Genomic DNA, 20,006 nt, shown 5'->3' on the forward strand with positions numbered 1-20,006 from the left:
CGCCCCGCGGCGGGAGGTGCTACCCCCTCGCGCACCGTGAGCTCCCGTGTTCCGCAAGAGCAGCCCCCCGCGCCGCCCGCCCCCGGCGGCCGGGCCTCGTCCCCGCCCGCGTCCGGGAGGAGCCCGGTCCGCTTTCCCGAGGAGCTGCCCATCTCGGCGCGGGTGCACGACATCGCCCGGGCCATCGAGGCGCACCAGGTCGTGATCGTCGCGGGCGAGACCGGCTCGGGCAAGACCACGCAGCTCCCCAAGATCTGCCTGGCCATGGGCCGCGGCCTCTCCGCCCGGATCGGCGTCACGCAGCCGCGCCGTATCGCCGCCACCAGCGTCGCGGCCCGCGTCGCCAAGGAGCTCAACGTCGAGCTCGGCAAGGAGGTCGGCTACAAGATCCGCTTCTCGGACAGGACGAGCCCGGCCACCTACGTCAAGTACATGACCGACGGCATCGTCCTCGCCGAGATCCAGGGCGATCCGCGGCTCTCGGGCTACGACACGCTCATCATCGACGAGGCCCACGAGCGCAGCCTCAACATCGATTTCCTGCTCGGCTACCTCAAGCGCCTGCTGCCGAGGCGCCCGGATCTCCGCGTCATCGTCAGCTCCGCGACGCTCGAGACCGACCGGTTCGCGGCCTACTTCGACGGCGCTCCGGTCATCGAGGTCTCCGGCCGCACGTACCCGGTGGAGGTCATCCACCGCCGCCCGGAGAGCGGAGAGGCCGAGGTCGCCGACGCCGTCGCCGCCACGGTCGAGGAGATCACCTCGATCGATCCGCGCGGGGACATCCTCGTCTTCCTCCCCGGAGAGCGGGAGATCCACGACACCATGGCCGAGCTCACGCGCCACGGCCTGCCGCACACAACGCTGCTGCCGCTCTACGGGCGGCTCCCTCAGGGCGACCAGCAGCGCGTGTTCCAGTCCTTGCCGGGGCGGCGGATCGTGCTCGCGACCAACGTCGCGGAGACGTCGCTCACCATCCCGGGCATCGTGTACGTCATCGACTCCGGGCTCGCCCGCGTCAACCGCTACAGCCCGCGCACGGGCGTCACCCAGCTCCAGATCGAGGCCATATCCCGCGCGAGCGCCGATCAGCGCAAGGGGCGCGCGGGCCGCGTGCAGAGCGGCGTGTGCTTCCGGCTCTACGACGAGCAGGACGACCGGTCGCGGCCCGCGTACACCGATCCGGAGATCCTGCGCGTCGGCCTCTCGGGCGTCATCCTCCAGATGAAGGCGCTCGGGCTCGGCGCCATCGAGGATTTCCCCTTCCTCGACGCGCCGTCGAAGCGCGCCGTGGACGAGGGCTACAGGGTCCTCGAGGAGCTCGGCGCGCTCGACGACGCGAGCGAGCTCACGGACACCGGCAGGAAGCTCGCGCGGCTGCCGCTCGACCCGCGGCTCGGCCGGATGGTCCTGGGCGGCGAGAGCGAGGGCGCGCTCGCCGAGGTGCTGATCATCGCCGCGGCGCTCGGCGTGCAAGATCCGCGGGAGCGGCCGCTCGCCGCCCAGAAGCAGGCCGACGACGCGCACAGGAAGTTCAAGGACGAGGCCTCCGATTTCGTGGGGCTCCTGAAGCTGTGGAGCTTCTACCAGGACGCGCAGGGCCGGCTGACCCAGAACCAGCTCAGGAAGGCCTGCCGCGACCATTTCGTCTCGTACCTCCGCATGCGCGAGTGGGCCGACGTGCACCGGCAGATCAGCCGGATCACGAAGGAGATGGGGTTCTCGCCGAACGACGCGCCCGCGAAGGGCGACGCCATCCACCGCGCGCTCCTGCCCGGCCTGCTCAGCCGCATCGGCATGTGGAACCAGGAGAACAAGGTGTACCTGGGCGCCCGGCAGACGCGCTTCCAGCTCCACCCGTCGTCGGGCCTCGCGAAGAAGCCGCCCGCGTGGATCATGGCCGCCGAGCTGGTCGAGACGTCGCAGCTCTTCGCCCGGATGGTGGCGGCCCTCGATCCCGCGTGGATCGAGGCCGCGGCCGGGCCGCTCTGCAAGCGCAGCCACAGCGACCCGCACTGGGCCGCGAAGCCGGCGGCCGTGATGGCCCGGGAGCAGGTGACGCTGTACGGGCTGCCGATCGCGCGGGATCGACGGGTCGACTTCGGGGCGATCGACCCGAAGTCCGCGCGCCAGATCTTCCTCGTCCACGCGCTGGTCCGGCAGGAGTACGCGACGCGCGCGCCGTTCATGGACGCGAACCGGCAGCTCTTCGAGGAGGTCAGCCGGCTGCGCGACAAGGCGAGGAGGAGCGAGATGCTGGCCGACGAGCACGCGCTCGAGCTCTTCTTCGACCGGCGCGTCCCCGAGGGCGTCTACAACGGCAAGACGTTCGAGGCGTGGCGGAAGGAGGCCGAGGCGGAGGACCCGCGGGCGCTCCACCTGGCGCTCGCCGACGTCCTGCTCGACGAGGCCGCGGAGCTCACGCCCGAGCGCTTCCCCGATTCGCTCGACCTCTACGGCGCCGCCGTGCCGCTCTCCTACCGCTTCGATCCGGGCGAGGACGACGACGGCATCTCCCTCTCGCTGCCGCTCGTGCTCCTGCCGCAGGCCGATCCCGACGAGCTCGAGTGGATGATCCCCGGGTGGCACGCCGAGAAGATCGCGCAGCTGCTCGAGTCGCTGCCGAAGTCGCTCCGCAAGGCGCTCGTCCCGCTCGCCCCGCTCCGCGAGGTCGCCCGGGAGATCGCGGCGGAGCTACGGCCGTTCCAGGGGCCGCTGCGGGCCGTCCTCGCGCGCGCGGTCGAGGACCGCACCGCCGAGCGCGTGCCCGAAGGCGCGTTCCGGCCCCAGGATCTGCCGCCGTACCTGCGCTTCTATTTCCGCGTGCTCGACGAGGACGGCCGGGTGATCGGCGAGGGGCGCGAGCTCCGGGAGCTCAAGGAGCGGCTGTCGGGCCGGGCGCGCGAGGCCTGGGCGAGGGTCGGCAAGGCGGGCCTGGAGCGGGACGGGCTCACGTCGTTCAGCGTCGAGGCGCTGCCCGAGCGCGTCCAGGTCGACGCCGGGCGCCACAAGGTGTTCGGCTACCCGGCGCTCGTCGACGGGGAGACGTCCGTGTCGGTGCGCGTGCTCGCCTCGAGGGCCGCGGCGGCCGAGGCGACGCGCGCCGGGCTGCGGCGGCTCCTCTTGCTGCAGCTCGGGGGCAAGATGAGCCAGCTCGAGCAGCCGCTGCGGAGCGCCGTGGCGGTGAGCGGCCTCGGCGCCAAGGTGGCCCCGGGCGAGCCAGGCCTCGCCCGGCAGATCGCGCTGCGCGCGCTCGACGAGGCGTTCCAGCTCGGCGATCCCGGCGCCTTTCCGAGGACGAAGGCCGCGTTCCAGGCGCGCCTCGACAAGGGCCGCGCGTCGCTGCAGGGCGTGCTCGGGAAGCTCGCGGGGCTGGCGCGGGAGATCGGCGTCGAGCTCGACCGCGTGCAGGCGATGCTCCGGTCGATGACGGGCAAGCCGGGCGCGCCCCGGCCGGCGCTCGACGACGTGCGCACGCAGGTCGACTTCCTGCTGCCGGTCGGGCTCTTCTCGCGCGCCCCGGTCGACCGGCTCGCGCACCTGCCCCGGTACCTGCGCGCCGCGCAGATCCGGCTCGAGCGGCTGCCCAACGGGCCGCAGAAGGACCAGAGCAAGGCCGCGCAGGTGCTGCCGTTCTGGCAGGACTACCTCAAGCACCAGCAGGGGCTGCGCGACAAGGGCGTGCCCGCGGAAGAGCTGGAGTCGTTCCGCTGGCTGATCGAGGAGCTCAGGGTGTCGCTCTTCGCGCCCGAGCTGAAGGCGGCGGTCCCGGTCTCGCCGCAGCGGCTCACGGAGCAGTGGAAGCGGCTGCTCGGATAGCGGCGTACGCCCGCTTGCCGTGACGCGCCCGCTCCAATGAGCGCTGGACGCAGCGCTCACCCCGCTGGCAGGCTGCCCGCCGGCGAGGCGCCTCGTCCGGGTCCTCGGTGAGCGATGCAGGCAGGTGACATCATCGACGGCCGGTTCTGCATCGAGCACCTCGCGGCCTCGGGCGGGATGGGGGCCGTCTACCGGGCCCGCGATCAGGAGACCGGCGAGCCGGTCGCGATCAAGCTCCTGACCACCGAGAGCGCCCAGCACCTCGTCCGCTTCGAGCGCGAGGCCCACATGCTCGCGGCCGCCCGGGTGCCCGGCGTCGTGCGCTACGTCGCGCACGGCGCCACCTCGTGGGGACAGCCGTTCCTCGCGATGCAGTGGCTCGACGGCGAGACGCTCTCCGACCGGCTCACCCGCCAGGGCCTCACCCTCGAGGAGACCCTCGAGCTTGGCCTCCACGTCGCGAGGGCGCTCGGCGCCATCCACAGGCTCGGCCTCGTCCACCGCGACCTGAAGCCGAGCAACCTGCTGCTCGAGGGCGGCTCGCTCGAGCGCGTGCACCTCATCGATTTCGGCCTCGCCCGCGCCGTGACCGACGAGCCGCTCACGGCCGCCGGCCTCGTCCTGGGCACGCCCGGATACATGGCCCCCGAGCAGGCGCGCGGCGAGATCAGCGTCGACACCCGCGCCGACGTGTTCGCCCTCGGCTGCATCCTCTACCGCTGCCTCACCGGCCGCGCCGCCTTCCAGGGCAACGCCGGGCTCGCCGTGCTGATGAAGGTCCTCCTCGAGGAGCCGCCCCGCGCGCGCGACCTCCGGCCCGGCACCCCCGCCGCGCTCGACGATCTCGTCGCCCGCATGCTGGCGAAATCCCCGCTGGATCGGCCGGCCGACGGCGGCGCCGTGGCGGCCGAGCTCGCCACGATCGGCGCGCCCGAGAGCAGCGTCGGCGGGCCCCGATCGTTCCCGCCGCGCGCTGTGGAGCTCACGACCGGCGAGCGACGCGTGACCTGCCTCGTGGTCACCCGCGAGCGCGCTATTAACGGGAGCGCCGCGGCGGAGCCGCGCCAGGCAGAGCTCTGGCAGCTGCACGACGTGGCCGAGCAGTACCGCGGCGAGCTCGAGCTCCTCGAGGGCCGCTCGCCGCTCATCGTGCTGTCCGGCGCGGGCGCGCCGACCGACCTCGCGGCGCGGGCCGCCCGGTGCGCGCTCGCGCTGCAGGAGCTGCTCGGCGGCGCGCCCGTCGCGCTCGCGACCGGCCGGGCGGAGCTCTCGGCGCGCGTGCCCGTCGGCGAGCTCATCGACCGCGCCTTCCAGATGCTCGCCGCCCACGACGACCGCGCCCTCCCCGCCGGCGTCCGCATCGACGAGGTGACCGCGGGCCTCATCGGCATGCGGTTCGACGTCACCGAGGACGCCGCGGGCCGCGTCCTGCACGGGGCGCGCGACGAGCGGACCGCGCAGCTGCTCGGCAAGCCGACCACCTACGTGGGCCGCGAGCGCGAGCTCGCCATGCTCGTGGCCGAGGTCGATCGCTGCATCGACGAGGGCGCCGCGGGCGCGGTGCTCGTGACGGCCGAGGCCGGGATGGGCAAGTCGCGCCTGCGAAAGGAGCTCATCCGCAAGCTCCGCGAGCGGGGCGACAGGATCGATGTCTGGATCGGCCAGGGCGACCCCATGGGCGCCGGCGCGGCCTTCGGCCTGCTCGCGAGCGCGCTCCGGGACGCCCTCGGCGTCGCCGACGGCGAGCCCCTGGAGGCGCGGCAGCGCAAGGTCCGGAGCCGCGTGGAGCACTACGGGGGCACCGACGCGCCCCGCGTCGCGGCCTTCCTCGGGGAGCTCGTCGGCGCGCCGTTCCCCGACGAGCACGACGTGCAGCTCCGGCTCGCGCGGCGCGACGCCGTGCTGATGGGCGACCAGCTCCGCCACGCCTGGGAGGGCTTCCTCCGGGCGGCGTGCCGCGCGGGGCCCGTGCTCCTCGTGCTCGAGGATCTCCAGTGGGGCGACCTCCCCACCGTCACGATGGTCGACGAGGCGCTGCGCCAGCTCAAGGACATGCCGCTGCTCGTGCTGGCGCTGGGGCGGCCCGACGTGCGCCGGCTCTTCCCGAAGCTCTGGGAGGGCCGGCTGGCCCACGAGCTCCACCTCACGCCGCTCCCGCGCCGCGCGAGCGAGCGGCTCGTGCGCGAGGCGCTGGGCGCGCACGCGCGGCACGACCTCGTGGGGAGGCTCGTCGAGCGCGCCGACGGCAACGCGTTCTTCCTCGAGGAGCAGATCCGCGCGGCCGCCGAGGGCAACAGCGAGGGCCAGCCGGAGACGGTGGTGGCCATGGTGCAGGCGCGGCTGGAGACGCTCGACGCCGAGGCGCGGCGGCTCCTCCGGGCGGCGAGCATCTTCGGCGAGACGTTCAGGTCGAGCGCGGTCGCCGCGCTCCTCGGGAGCGCCGACATCGCGCAGGTCCTCGCGGAGCTGCTCCGGCGCGAGGTGATCGTGCGGCGGGGCGAGGGGCGGCCGCGGGACGACGCGGAGTACTGCTTCCGCCACGCGCTCGTCCGCGAGGCCGCCTACGGCATGCTGACGGCGCGCGACCTCCGCATCGGCCACGCGCTCGCGGGCAGCTTCCTCGAGGCGGCCGGCGAGGGTGATCCGAGGGCGCTCGCCGAGCACTTCGAGCGCGGCGAGGAGCCCGAGAAGGCCGCCGAGTGGTACCTGCGCGCCGCCGACAAAGCGCTCCGCGGCAACGACCTCGCCGAGGCGATCGCCTGCGCCGAGCGCGGCATCGCCTGCAGGCCGGATCCCGCCGCGGTGGGCGCGCTCCGCCTTGTCGAGGCCGAGGCGCTGCTCTGGCGCGGCGAGCCGGCCCTCGCGGAGCAGCGCGGGATCGAGGCGACGCGGCACCTCGTGCCGGGCTCCGTGGCGTGGTTCTCGGCGTTCACGCAGCTCGCCGGGGCGGGGCACAAGCAGGGCCACTACGAGCGCGTCGAGCGCTGGATGATGGTCGTCCTCGGCACGGAGCCGCTCGACGGCGCGCGCATCGCGAGGAACGCCTGCCTGCTCGAGGGGGCGATCGTGCTCCTGCTCGGCGGCCGCTACGCGTGCGTCGACGCGCTGATCGACGCGGTCGAGCGCGCGACGGAGGACGCGTCGGCCGCGGATCTCATGATCGAGGCGAAGCTCCTCTACCTGCACGGGCTCCTCCGGCAGCACAACGGCGATCCGAGCGCCTGCATCGCGAGCATGGGCGCGGCGCTCGCCGCGTTCGAGGACATCGGCGATCGCCGCGAGGCGTGCCGGGCGCGGCTCAACATGGGCCTCTGCTACGTCCAGTTCGGGTACTTCGAGGCGGCGGCGGGGGTGCTGCGCGCCGGGCTCGAGGAGGCGGAGCGGATGGCGCTCGACGACCGGGTCCCGAACGCGCTGCAGAACCTCGGCCTCGCGCTGGCCCACGCGGGCGAGGTCGACGCGGCGAGGGCGGCCCTGCGGAGCTCGATCGAGGCGCTCGAGCGCCGCGGCGACCGGCGGCGGGAGTGCGAGAGCCGGCTCCAGCTCGCGCGCGTCCTGCTCCTCGCGGGCGAGCCCGCGCTCGCCGAGGCGGAGTCGCAGGCGGCCGAGGCGCTCGCGCGGGGGGTGCCGGAGCGGCTCCCCGCGGCCATCGCGGCGCGCGCGCGCGCGCTGCTCGATCTCGGGCGCGCCGGCGAGGCGCTCGCCGCGACGACGGAGGCCCTGTCCCTGCTCGAGTCGGGCCGCCGCGACGAGGAGGGCCCGCTTGTGCGCCTGGTCCACGCCGAGGCGCTGGCCGCGACGGGCCAGATGGCCGAGGCCAAGGGCGCCATCGCCCTGGCCCGCAACGGCCTGCTCGTGCGGGCCGGGAGGATCGGCGATCCTGTCTGGCGCGAGCGCTTCTTGCGCGATGTCCCCGACAACGCGCGGATCCTGGAGCTCGCGCAAGGCTGGCTCGACGGACACGCGCCCTGAAGCGTCAGCCGCGCTGGGGCGAGAGCGAGAGGCCATCACGGCGTCCGGGGGAGCCCACAGGGCGGTGATTCCGGCCGTCGGGCGGGAGCATCTTTTTGTCGCCCGGGACAGGAGACGTCGCAAGTAAGCTGAGGCTCTACCTCTGACCTTGTGTTCGAACACAGGGAGGCAGCTCCATGCTCAGGTCGTCCGTCGTTCTGATTCCCCTCGTGGCCCTCGCCGTGTCTGTCTCGTGCAGCAGCGAAGACAGATACCGGCCTCCCACGACGGGGGACCTGCCCTCGGGCGGCGTCACGACCAGCGGCGGACAGGGCGGCGGCGCCGGCGGGCAGGGCGGCGGCGCCGGCGGGCAGGGCGGCACCGGCGGGCAGGGCGGCGCCGGCGGACAGGGCGGCACCGGCGGGCAGGGCGGCGCCGGCGGACAGGGCGGCGCCGGCGGACAAGGCGGCGCCGACATGCCGAGCTGTTCCAACGGCGTGAAGGACAGCAACGAGGCGGACGTCGACTGCGGCGGCGCCTGCGCAACGCCGTGCCGGGTCGATCAGGCGTGCGCGGAGGCGGCCGACTGCTTCTCAGGGCGGTGCGAGGAGGGCGGCGGGGGCAGCGGCGGCGCCGGGCGCGCGTGCGTCGCGGCGCGGTGCGACAACGGCGTGAAGGACGGCGGCGAGACGGACACCGACTGCGGCGGCGGCGCCGCGCCGCGCGGCGGCAACCCGGCGTGCCCGCCGTGCAAGGCCAGCAAGGGCTGCGCGACGCGCTCGGATTGCGAGTCGTCGAGCTGCGTGAACGGCCAGTGTCTGGAGCCGGCCTGCAGCGACGGCGTGAAGAACGGCCAGGAGACCGACGTCGATTGCGGCGGGATCTGCCCCGGCTGCCCGCCTGGCGACGCGTGCTCAAAATCGACCGACTGTATCGAGCTCGTCTGCCACGAGCAGGTCTGCCAGGCCGCGACCTGCAGCGACGGCGTGAAGAACGGCAAGGAGACCGACATCGACTGCGGCGGGATGGAGGGGTGCAGCACCCGGTGCCCGGCGGGGCAGCGTTGCAACACCAACACCGATTGCGCGACGTCGATCTGCAACACCACGAACCGCGTCTGCGCGTGCCCGGCGTGGATGGTGATCTCGCCCGTGAGCGGCGGCGGGAGCTACTGCATCGATCAATACGAGGTGACGAAGCAGGAGTACGATGTCTTCCTCCAGGCGAACCCGGTGCTCGCCGGCATGCCGGCGGAGTGCGCGGGGAACATCTACCGTCCCTCGAGCGGGTGGCCCTACACGGAGGGGCGAGTGCCCGTCACCCACGTCGACTGGTGCGACGCCTACGCGTACTGCTCCTACATGGGCAAACACCTCTGCGGCAAGATCGGCGGAGGCGCGAACTCGCCTGCCGACTTCGCGAGCCCGACGCGGAGCGAGTGGTTCAACGCGTGCTCCGGCCAGGGCGTGAACGAATACCCGTACAGCGATCTCTATAGCAAGGCGACCTGCACGGTGGACGACCCGAGCAGCGAGTTCCTCAAGAAGCCCGTGCCCCCCAACCCCGTCCCGCCGATCTCGCCCTGCGAAGGCGGAATCACGGGCCTCTTTCATATGAGCGGCAACGTGGCGGAGTGGGAGAACTCCTGCGACGCGCAGGGCAACTGCCTCGTCCGCGGCGGCTCGAGGGCCTCGCGGCAGGACGCGGATGACGTCGCGCGCGGCACGCTCAAGGCGGCCAGGTGCGATGCGCTCCTGGACCAGGATCGCCTCACCCCGTCTGCGGACATCGGCTTCCGCTGCTGTCTCTGAGCGTTCGCGCCGGATACGCGCCAGGCGGCCGCCCGGCCGCCGCGCTTGCGGCGGGCCCGCCGGGCGCTCGACGCGCCCCGCGCCGGCCCAAAGCGGGCGGCGGCAGCGCTCACCGGCGCCGCCGCCCGGCCGACAAGCTCACTGCGCCGGTTCGGGATCGCAGCCGTAGAGGACGTCGACCGCCGCCATGCCGTCGTCCTGGACCAGCCGACACGCGTCGGGGCAGAGCGTGATCATGTCGTTCGCGATGTAGAAGGAGCCCGGGGCGCACGCCGCCGCGCTCGCCACCTGGCCGAACGATTGCGGCTCGCTCCCGTCGCCGGGCGTGTACTGGACGACCACGGTCGAGAGGTCGATGATCTCCCCCGGCGGCGAGTCCGGCACCTCGAACTCGCACGCGACCACCGCGCCCGTGATGACGCCCTCCGCGATCGCCTGGAACACCACGTCATACGAGCTCGTCTGGCAGAGCGGGAACCTGAGGCCGCCCGTCCTCTTGCTGAGCGTCTGGTAGCCCGTGCCCGGCGCCACGGCGGTGCCGCACAGCTCCTCGACAACGGCCGCGTCGGGCGCGTAGGCGTCCGTGGGGACCGCGTTCTCGTGGAGCCCGACGATGCTGTGAAAGACGTAGTTGGGCGCCGTCGCGTCGCCGAAGACCGCCGGGTCCAGGCCGAACAGCAGCTCTTCGAAGTCCGTGGCGACGTCCTCCCACTCCTGCCGCGTGTCGTCGATATAGATGTTGCGCTCGAGGTGCGTCGACTGGCAGCCCACATGATCGTCGGTGATCACGGTGATCACCTTGAGCGAGTCCTCGCGCACCCACTCCGACCACCCGGACGGCGCCACCCCGTGCTGGTCGGGCAGGCCGCCGTTGTAGCTCCCGAGGAGCACGCAGAGCGCGTCGTTGCTCCTGATCTCGTGGCTGTAATGGTAGAAGACGGGCGGGTTGTTCCCCGGCGCCTCCGGCACCGGGGCGCAGCTCGCGGTGCTGAGCGGGGCGCCGACGCAGATCGAATCGTCGACCTCCGCCGTGCCGTGCGCGGAGATCATGATGACGCGGTAATCGATGCCGCTCTCGCCGATGATCGAGGCGAAGCTCTCATTGATGTTGTTCTGTACGCTGATGATCTCGTTCGCCATGCTGGGCGAGTTGTCGATGACGAACACGATGTCGACCGGCCGCTTCGTGAGCGTGGCATGGGCGACCGTGGCGACACAGGCCGTATCGGGCGTCACGGGGCCGCTGCCACCCGTGTTGGAGCCGCTGGTGCCGTTGCCGATCATCCCCCCGTCGTCGCCGCCCTCGCCGCCCCCGCCCCCGCTCCCGCCCGCGCCGCCACCCTGGCCGTCGCCTCCACCGACGCTCGCTCCAGCCGTCGCGCCCGCCTCGCCCTCCGCCCCGGAGCTGCAGGAGCACCCTGCGGCGCCGGTCATCACCAGAACACCCAACCCAAGAAGCGGAACCAACATGGTAGACCGGGAGAGCTTCACATGAACCTCGACCGCTAGGGCGCATGAACGCGCTATTTCAGATTGCACAATTGCAACGAGATGTGGTGACGATTTTGACCTGACCGCGATTTTTCTCGGAGGCTGTTCCATGACATGTATCATGGAAGCGTCTTTGTCATTCCACGTGGTGCGCACGGCGAGGCGCGGTGGATGGAGGCGCGGGCACGGTCTGGGGCCACCGGCCACGCGCCACGCGCCACGCTCCACCTAGAGCGCGAAGCGATGGCGCCAGCTGGAACGCGGCGCCGCGGCGCGTCGGGCGCCTCGGCTCCTCGGACGCTCCGCGTGGGCTGGATGGTCTCTGCACAATGCGCCCCTAGGATGCAGGTATGAGCCTACGTCATGACTTTCCTCGCATCGGCATCGATGCGATCGCGCTCGCCGTCCCCCGCCGCTTCGTCGAGCTCGCCGAGCTCGCCGAGGCGCGGGGCATCGCGCCCTCCAAGTACCTGACCGGCCTAGGGACCCGCCGGATGGCGATCGCCGCGCCCGACGAGGATCCGATCACCCTCGGCGCCAACGCGGCCCGCCGGCTGTTCCAGCGGTCGGGCGCGAGCCCCTCGGACATCGGGCTCTGCGTCGTGGGCACCGAGACCGCCGTGGACCACGCGAAGCCGGCGGCCTCCTTCCTCCACGGCCTGCTCGGGCTGCCGAGCGCGTGCCGGGTCTTCGAGGCCAAGCACGCCTGCTTCGGGGGCACCGCGGGCCTCCTCAACGCGGTGGACTGGATCGCCTCGGGCTCGGCCCGCGGCCGCGCCGCGCTCGTCGTTTGCTCGGACGTGGCGCGCTACGCGCTCGGCTCCGCGGGCGAGCCCACCCAGGGCGCCGGCGCCGTGGCGCTGCTCGTGCGCGAGCGGCCGCGCCTCGTCGAGATCGAGGTCGGCCAGACCGGCACGTACGCGCGCGACGTCTACGATTTCTGGCGGCCGCTCCACCACAAGGAGGCGCTCGTCGACGGTCACTACTCGGTGCAGTGCTACCTCGACGCCCTCGCCGGGGCCTACGGCGACTGGCGCCGCGTGGCGGGCGACGGCGATCCCCTCGCGCGCACCTGCTATCACGTCCCCTACGGCAAGATGGCCCGCAAGGCCCACCGCCACCGGCTGGCGCTGGACGGCCTGACCGAGCAGGCCGCCGACGAGAGCTTCGCCGTCGAGGTGGAGCCGTCGCTCGATCTGCCGTCGCGCATCGGCAACATCTACACGGGCTCGCTCTACCTGGCGCTCGCGTCCCTGCTCACCACGGAGGCCCGCGCGCTCGAGGGGCAGCGCGTCGGGCTGTTCAGCTACGGCTCGGGCTGCTGCGCCGAGTTCTTCGCGGGCAGGATCGGGCCGGAGGCCGGGGCGCTCGTGGCCGCCCTAGAGATCGACGCCCCGCTCGACGGGTGCCATCGCGCCTCCGTCGCGGAGTACGAGGCGCTGCGCAACGGCGACGAGGCCGCCGACCGCCGGCCGGCGCCCGAGGGCGCCGAGCGCGGGGGCGCGAGCCTCGACGGTCGGGTGGTGTACCTGGGGCTCGACTCGAGCGAGCGGCGCGTCTACGCGAACGAGTGAGCGCCGGAGCGGGCGGCTCGCTCAGCCGGAGCCGGACGGGGGGGACGTGAGCTCCGAGAGCTTCACGGTGAAGAGCTCCGCCCCGCCGGCCGCGGCGACGACGACCCGCAGCGTGCCGGAGGGGGCCGGTCGCTTCAGGCGCACGGCGACCGCGCGCGTGACCGGCGCGAGCGGCGCGATGCTCTCGGCCATCGCCGAGCGCGCCATCACGCCGACCAGCATCGGCGCGCGCTCGCCCGCGGCCAGGGCGGCGCGGAGCATGCGCTCGGGTTCGAGCGCCGGGTCGCGCTGCTGCAGGCCGATCGCGATGAGATAGCCCGTCGGTTCTCGCAAGGAGAGGAGATAACCCGTCAGCGGCGCGGGGGCGCTGCTGCGGGCCGGGAGGCTCTGCAGCAGGCGCGCGAGCTCCGGGCGGTGTTCGGCGAGCAGCTCGGCCCGCTCATCGTGATCGGACATGCCCGTCCGCCCCTGCTTCGCGTGGGCGTTCGGCGTGAGACCGCGATTCCGCGGGGTGATCGTCGCTGCGTCTTTCGGGACCATGTTCCTCCAGCGAGGGCTCCTGCCCTCCGTGTTGTTTGTTCCGGTCACCGCGCCGCGCGTGTCACGAAATCGGACGCGGCCCCGCGTCGCTCGCAAACGCCGGCCGCGCGGCGACGGCTGCGCCCCTCGTCCATCGCGAGGGCGCGGCCCCCGTCCGCGGCGAGGGCGCGGACCTTGCGATGAGGCGCCGCGAGCTCGCTGTCCTCCGGCGCGGAGCGCTCCGGCGCCCGGTGCGCCTGCGCGGAGGAGCGTCAGCCAGAGGGAGATCCAGCCTATGCGAGGTCGAATGGGGAGGATGGGACAGGTGATGGCCGCAGCCGCCATGGTGGGGGGCTGCGCCTCCACCGAGGCGCCGCGAGACCCCGCGCCGTCGGTGGACGGCGCGCCGGCGGCGCCCGCGGCGCCCGACGCGGCGCTGGGCCCCGCGCGCCTGCGGGCGGCGTACATCGCGGCCGTGCAGGCGTCGGCGCCCGAGAGCTACCGGGTGATCGAGGCGTCCCCGGGCGGGAACAGGGCGAGCCTGCGCGCTCCCAACCCGGCGCACCGGCTCGCGGCCGATTTCAGCGCGTCGGGCGTGCGGATCGCCCCGGAGGGCGAGGCGCGGTGGAGCTTCTCGATGGCCGCCGCCCGGTTCGGCTGCGCGGGCGATCTGCGCGAGGTGCCGCGCGCGGCCCCGACCGCCACGAAGAACCGCGTGGAGCTCCGCCGGCAGGGCGCGTCGCCGGGCGAGGGGCTCGTGGAGTGGTACGTGAACGGGCCGCTCGGGCTGGAGCAGGGCTTCACGGTGCCCGGGGCGCCGCCCTGCCTCGCCCCCGGGGACCAGAACCTCGTCATCGAGCTCGCCCTGGGCGGCGATCTCCGCGCCACGCCGCTCGCCGGCGGCGAGGGGGTCGCGCTGCGCGAGGCGTCCGGCGCGGTGGCGATGCGGTACACGGATCTCCACGCCACCGACGCCGCGGGGCGGACGCTGCCCGCGTGGATGGAGCTCGGCGTCGACGAGCGCACGCTGTCGCTGCGCGTGGACACCGCCGGGGCCGTGTACCCGGTGACGGTGGATCCGCTCGCCGCCTCGGAGCGGACGGCGCTCATCGCGGTCGACGGCTCGACCCCGATCCACCTGAACGGCGACGCGATCGCCATGTCGGGCGACACCGCGATCGTCGGGGCGCCCGGGAGCGCGGCGTACGTGTTCGTGAAGAGCGGCGGCGCCTGGACGCAACAAGCCAGGCTCGTCCCGGGCGACGGGGCCGCGGGCGACGGCTTCGGCGCCTCGGTCGCGATCTCGGCGGACACGGCCGTGGTCGGGGCGCCCTGGGGCGACGGGGGCGCGGGCGCCGCCTACGTGTTCGTGCGGAGCGGGGGCGTGTGGTCCGAGCAGGCCAAGCTCGTCGCGAGCGGCGGGTCGTCGAACCCGGCGGGCGGGGCGGTGGCGGTCGACGGGGACCGGGCCGTCCTCTCCGCCGAGGCGTCGGCCTACGTGTTCTCCCGCAGCGGCGGCGCCTGGAGCGAGGAGGTCGAGCTCGTCGCCCCGGCCGGCGCCAACGCCTGGAGCACGCCGCCCGTCGCGATCGAGGGCGGCACGGTGGTCGTGGGCTCGCCGGGGGACTCGTGGTGGTGGGAAGGCGACGGCGAGGGCGCCGCCTACGTGTTCGACGCGAGCGACTGGGGCGGCGCGCACCGGCTCGCCGCGGACCCGCCCCAGGCGTTCGATCGCTTCGGGAGCTCGGTCGCGATCTCGGGCGGGCGCATCCTCGTGGGCGCGCCGGGCGTCCTCAGCCCGCCGATGCCCTGGTACGAGCTCGGGCGCGGCCTGGCCTACGTGTTCGACCGCGGGGCGAGCGGCTGGCGCCAGGACTCCCGGCTGATCGCGACCGACGGCAGGACGGGGGACGGCCTGGGGAGCGCCGTGGCGCTCTCCGGCAGCATGGCGGTCGCCGGCGCAATCCTGGCCGACCGCTTCGATCAGCCGGACGCGGGCGCGGCGTACGTGTTCTCGCCGGCGGGCGGCGAGTGGATCGAGATCGAGAAGGGCAGGCTCACCGGCGACGGCCCGACCGACGGCGCCTTCGGCAAGGCCGTCGCCGTGTCGGGGAGCTCGGTCATCGCGGGCTCTCCCGCGTATGCGTTCGAGCTCGCGCAGGACAGCGACGGCGACGGGGTGGTCGACGACGACGACAACTGCCCTGCCGCCGCGAACCCGTCGCAGGTGGACGCTGACGCCGACGGGCACGGCGACGCGTGCGACCCGCGGTGCGTGACCTTCCGGCGCGGCCTCGGCGGCGACGTGGCCGACGCGACGCTCTGGCAGGTGTCGCCCACGTGGAACGACGGCGCCAGCACCACGCTCTCGACGGGCACCGGCACGGGCGGCGTCCGGCGGAGCCTCCTCCGGTTCAACCTCGCCGGCGTCCCGGCGAGCGCGGAGATCGCCTCGGCGACGCTGTCGCTGTACCAGACGTACAAGATCGAGAGCAGCACCGTGCGCGTCCACCGGGCCACCGCCGCGTGGACGGAGTCGGGCGTCACGTGGGGCAACTTCGGCGGCGGCGGCCATTTCGATCCTGCGATCGAGGCCTCCTTCGTCACCGGCGGTCCTTCCGGCACCACCGGCTTCCGGAGCGTCGACGTGACCGCGCTCGCGCAGGCCTGGGTGAGCGGCGAGCTCGCCAACCACGGCGTGCTGATCGAGGAGGCCGCGGTGACCCGGAGCACCCTGCGGAGCAGCGAGAGCGCGAGCGCCGCGGAGCGGCCGGCGCTCACGGTCTGCTACCACGACACCTGCGAGGACGGGATCCAGAACGGCGCCGAGTCCGGCGTGGACTGCGGGGGCCCGAGCTGCGCCCCGTGCGCCCCCGGCAGCGTCCTCTGGAGCAAGCGCTTCGTCAACGGCTGGCACGAGTCGATGCGCGCGCGCGCCGTCGCGGTCGACAGCGCGGACAGCGTGATCCTCGGCGGCTACGCCTACGGCACGATCGACTTCGTCGGGCAGGGCGACCCGACGCTCATGGAGATGTTCAACACCAAGCTCCTCGCCAAGCTCGACGCCGCGGGGAACCACGTGTGGGACGAGCGCCCGCTCGGCGGCAGCACCTTCCTGAGCCTCGCCGCGTCGGACACCGGCGAGCTGATCGCGGGCTCGAACTCCGGCCTGCAGCGGTTCACCGCGTCGGGCGATCTCCTCGCGGAGGTCGCTGGCCTCGGCCAGGTCAAGGTCGCCAGCGCCGGCGCGGGCGCCGCGCTCGCCGGCGTCGTCTGGGACACGGTCGATCTCGGCACCGGCCCCCTCGCCGGCGGGCCGGGCAGCGATCTCCTTGTCGCGAAGCTCGGCGCGGCGGGCGCGCCGATCTGGATCAGGACCTTCGAGAGCGACCCGTACGACAGCGACCCTGCGAGCGTCACCGTGGACGGCGCGGGCAATGTCATCGTCCTCGGCCGCTTCTCCGGCGCGCTCGACCTCGGCGGCGGACCGCTGGCGAGCTCGCCGACGGCTCACGGCATGTACCTGGCGAAGTTCGACGCGGCAGGGAATCACGTCTTCAGCCAGGTCGTCTCCGGCACGCCGGATGACGCGGACGTCGCCGCGACCCCATCCGGGGAGCTGATCGTCGCCCTGGGCACGACCGTGACCAAGCTCACCGCCTCGGGCGCGCCCCTGTGGAGCGTCGATACGACGGGCCTCGGCCTGCTCTCCAGCACCTGGGGCATCCCTGCCGTCGCCCTCGACGGCGCTGGCAACGTGTTCGTCAACCCGCCCGGCGCGATCGCGAAGCTCTCGCCGTCGGGCGCCGTGCTGTGGTCGGTCGACCCGATCGGCGACGCGGAACACGGGGACATCTTCGATCTCGCGGTGGACAGCGCCGGCAACGTGATCGGCGTGGGCACGTACGACCGCGGGGACGCGATCGTCATGAAGCTCGCCCCGTAGCCCGGGCAGCGCCCCCGCGCGCTCGCGGTCGTCGCGGGCTCCTGGCCGCCTGGCCAGGAGCCCGGGCTCACGAGCTCCGCGCGCGCGCCGTCGACTCCAGCCCGCCGGGCACGAAGTCCGTCCCCTTCTGGACACGGTCGTTCCACGTCTCGGGGGGCTTGCCTGAAGGCGCCTCCCTCATCGTGATGCACCCCGGCACCGGGCACACAAGCGCGCACAGATTGCAGCCGATGCACTCCTCCTCGTCGACGAACGGGATCCGCGACGGCGCCGCGTCCCCGCTCGGATCCGCCGTCACCGCGCGATCCGGGAGGACCTTCGGGAGGTGGGTGTGGCCCGCTGCGCGCGCCTCCGCCTCCGTCCTCCCCGGCAGGTGGATGCACTGGTGCGCCCCGTCCAGGCAGGCCACGTAACAGAGCTGGCACCCGATGCACTTGTCGGCGCTGATGTCCGCGACGACGCGGTACGAGAGGTCGAGCTCGCCCCACTCCTGGACCTGCGGGATCGCCCTGCCGCGCAGCTCGTTCACCGAGCGCATCCCGTGATCGTCGAGCCAGTCGCTGAGCCCCTCGATCATCTCCTCGACGATGCGGTAGCCGTAATGCATCACCGCGGTGCAGACCTGGACGCTCGTCGCGCCGAGCGCGATGAACTCGGCGGCGTCGCGGGAGTTCGAGATGCCGCCGATGCCGGAGATGGGCAGCCGCCCGACGCCGGGGTGGCGCGCCAGCTGGCTCAGCATGTGGAGCGCGATCGGCTTGACCGCGGGCCCGCAATACCCGCCGTTCGTCGACGCGCCGCCGACCCGCGGGAGCGGGACCATCCGCTCCAGATCGACGCCCATGAGCGACTTGACCGTGTTGATCAGCGAGACGCCGTGCGCCCCGGAGCGGAGCACGGCCTCGCCCGGCTCCAGGATGTCGCCGACGTTGGGCGTGAGCTTCACGATGACCGGCGTCGTCGCGAACTCGACGGCCCAGCGCGCGATCTCCTGGAGGACCGCCGGCTCGTTGCCGACGGCCGAGCCCATGCCGCGCTCGCACATCCCGTGCGGACAGCCGAAGTTGAGCTCGAGCCCGTCCGCGCCCGTGTCCTCGGCCTTGCGGATGATCTCGCGCCACTCGTCCTTCGTCTCGACCATCAGCGAGGCGATGAGCGCGTGGCCCGGGTAACGCCGCTTGATCTCGCGCATCTCCTTGAGGTTCACGTCGAGCGGGCGATCGGTGATGAGCTCGACGTTGTTGAGCCCCATGAGCCGCGTGTTGCCGTAGTCGATGCCGCCGAACCGGCTCGACACGTTGACGATCGGGTTCCCGAGCGTCTTCCAGACGGCGCCGCCCCAGCCGGCGTCGAAGGCGCGCCGGACCTGATCTCCGGTGTTGGTCGGCGGCGCCGAGGCGAGCCAGAACGGGTTCGGGCTCTTGATCCCGGCGAAGTCGATAGAGAGGTCGGCCATCGCTCAGCTCCCTTGCGGTGAGGGCACGGGCGCCGCGCCGCCCGCCCGCGTCGTCATCGCTTCGTGCATCGCGCGCGCGGCGATCTTCGCCTCGGCGACCGCGTTGACGACCTCCTTGCCGCCGTTCACGCAGTCGCCGCCGCTGTACACCTTCGGGTTGCCCGTGCGGTGCGTCGCCGGGTCGACCACCACGCGCCCCCTCGGGTCGAGCACCACCCCCTCGAACGCGAGCGCCACCTGCGTCGCCCGGCTCTGCCCGATCGCGACCGCCACGAGGTCGGCGGGCAGGAGCTCCTCCTCGGCCGGCCCCGGCGCCGGGCCCCGCGCGCCGGTGTCGGCGGGCGCGTCGGCGGGCGCGATCCGCAGCGCGACGACCTTGCCGCCCTCGCGCACCACCTCGACCGGCACCCGGTTCTCGACGAGGCGCGCGCCGGCGACCCGCGCGCCCTCGAGCTCGTGCGCGTAGCCCGACATCTCGGCCTCGGAGCGGCGGTACACGACGGCCACGTCGACCCCGAGCAGCGAAAGCTCGTGGGCGACGTCGAGCGCCGTGTTGCCGCCGCCGATGACGACCGCGCGCCGCACGCCCGCGAGGTCGAGGCCCGGGTCGGCCTTGAGCCGCTCGATGAACGCTGTCGCGCCCACCACGCCGTCGCCGTCCTCCCCGCGGAGGCCGAGGCGCGCGTCGGCGCCCAGGCCGAGCCCCAGGAAGACCGCGTCGTACTCCGCGACCAGGTCGCGCGCGGAGACCTCCCCCGGCCCGGCCGCCTGCGCGACGACCGAGACGCCGGCGCGGAGCTCGACGTCCCCGAGCGACAGGACCCACTCGAGCTCGTGGAGCGCCTCGTGCCCCTTCATCTTGTAGGGCGCGATCCCGAGCGTGTTCAGGCCGCCGGGGATCGCCTTGCGCTCGAAGATCACGGCGCGGTGCCCCTCGAGGGCGAGGTAGCCCGCCGCGGCGATCGACGCGGGCCCCGCGCCCACGAGCGCGACGCTCTTGCCGGTGGGCGGCTTCGCCCGGAAGATCCGCGGATCGCGCGCGAGGGCCGACTCGACAGCGTAGCGCTGGAGGCGGCCGATCGCGATCGGCTCGCGACCCCACCCGTTGTAGACGCAGTCGCCCGCGCAGAGCACCTCGACGGGGCAGGCCTGCCCGCACGACTGGCCGAGCAGGTTGGCCGTCAGGATGGTGCGGGCCGCGCCCTTCACCTGGCCGGCCGCGATCTTCCGGATGAACGTCGGGATATCGATCGCCGTCGGGCACGCCTTGACGCAGGGCGCGTCGACGCAATAGAGGCACCGGTTCGCCTCGGCGATCGCCTCGGCGTCGGTGTAACGCGGGCTCTTGTCCTCGAATCGCTCTTCGATCCGGCCGGACGGGAGGGCTGAGAGGCGTATCGGGGCTCGGGTCATGCTGGCGCTCGCGCGGCTCCTCTCGG

The 20,006-nt window shown here is 73.6% G+C and carries 9 protein-coding genes; 5 read left to right on the top strand and 4 right to left on the bottom strand.

The genetic code is table 11. The features are described from left to right. Positions 1 to 36 precede the first annotated feature (36 nt). The 3 genes from hrpA to WMF46_RS33570 all read left to right on the top strand — a co-directional run bounded on the left by hrpA (position 37) and on the right by WMF46_RS33570 (position 9,581). The gene (hrpA, locus tag WMF46_RS33560; protein WP_437980932.1) at positions 37 to 3,819 is read left to right on the top strand and encodes an ATP-dependent RNA helicase HrpA; all 3,783 of its coding nucleotides are present in this window, start codon (positions 37 to 39) and stop codon (positions 3,817 to 3,819) included. A 114-nt stretch (positions 3,820 to 3,933) separates the two neighbouring features. Then, the gene (locus WMF46_RS33565) at positions 3,934 to 7,791 is read left to right on the top strand and encodes a serine/threonine-protein kinase (protein ID WP_437980933.1); all 3,858 of its coding nucleotides are present in this window, start codon (positions 3,934 to 3,936) and stop codon (positions 7,789 to 7,791) included. A 176-nt stretch (positions 7,792 to 7,967) separates the two neighbouring features. After that, positions 7,968 to 9,581 carry an SUMF1/EgtB/PvdO family nonheme iron enzyme gene (locus WMF46_RS33570; RefSeq protein ID WP_437980934.1) on the top strand — a complete coding sequence of 538 codons (1,614 nt, stop codon included), beginning with the start codon at positions 7,968 to 7,970 and terminating at the stop codon, positions 9,579 to 9,581. A 138-nt stretch (positions 9,582 to 9,719) separates the two neighbouring features. Here the strand turns inward: WMF46_RS33570 and WMF46_RS33575 are convergent, their stop codons facing one another. Then, a complete protein-coding gene (locus WMF46_RS33575) occupies positions 9,720 to 11,015 on the bottom strand; it encodes a hypothetical protein (protein WP_437980935.1) in 1,296 nt (431 codons plus the stop codon). Positions 11,016 to 11,422: 407 nt separating this feature from the next. Here WMF46_RS33575 and WMF46_RS33580 point away from each other — a divergent pair, with 407 nt between their 5' ends. Continuing rightward, entirely contained in the window at positions 11,423 to 12,646 is a 1,224-nt protein-coding gene (locus WMF46_RS33580; protein WP_437980936.1) for a hydroxymethylglutaryl-CoA synthase family protein, read from the top strand. Positions 12,647 to 12,667: 21 nt separating this feature from the next. Here WMF46_RS33580 and WMF46_RS33585 read toward each other — a convergent pair whose 3' ends face one another. Further along, the gene (locus WMF46_RS33585; RefSeq protein ID WP_437980937.1) at positions 12,668 to 13,102 is read right to left on the bottom strand and encodes a hypothetical protein; all 435 of its coding nucleotides are present in this window, start codon (positions 13,100 to 13,102) and stop codon (positions 12,668 to 12,670) included. A 391-nt stretch (positions 13,103 to 13,493) separates the two neighbouring features. Here WMF46_RS33585 and WMF46_RS33590 point away from each other — a divergent pair, with 391 nt between their 5' ends. After that, complete coding sequence (locus WMF46_RS33590) at positions 13,494 to 17,111, top strand: DNRLRE domain-containing protein (RefSeq protein ID WP_437987960.1); 3,618 nt, start codon at positions 13,494 to 13,496, stop codon at positions 17,109 to 17,111. 67 nt (positions 17,112 to 17,178) lie between these two features. On the opposite strand, the gene preA is transcribed toward WMF46_RS33590, so the two are convergent. Together preA and WMF46_RS33600 are read right to left on the bottom strand one after the other, a co-directional pair. After that, positions 17,179 to 18,567 carry an NAD-dependent dihydropyrimidine dehydrogenase subunit PreA gene (gene preA, locus WMF46_RS33595; RefSeq protein WP_437980938.1) on the bottom strand — a complete coding sequence of 463 codons (1,389 nt, stop codon included), beginning with the start codon at positions 18,565 to 18,567 and terminating at the stop codon, positions 17,179 to 17,181. Between the two features lie 3 nt (positions 18,568 to 18,570). Beyond that, the gene (locus WMF46_RS33600; RefSeq protein ID WP_437980939.1) at positions 18,571 to 19,980 is read right to left on the bottom strand and encodes an FAD-dependent oxidoreductase; all 1,410 of its coding nucleotides are present in this window, start codon (positions 19,978 to 19,980) and stop codon (positions 18,571 to 18,573) included. Positions 19,981 to 20,006 lie beyond the last annotated feature (26 nt).

Source organism: Sorangium sp. So ce117, from assembly GCF_051524395.1.
Taxonomy (GTDB): Bacteria; Myxococcota_A; Polyangia; order Polyangiales; family Polyangiaceae; genus Sorangium; species Sorangium cellulosum_B.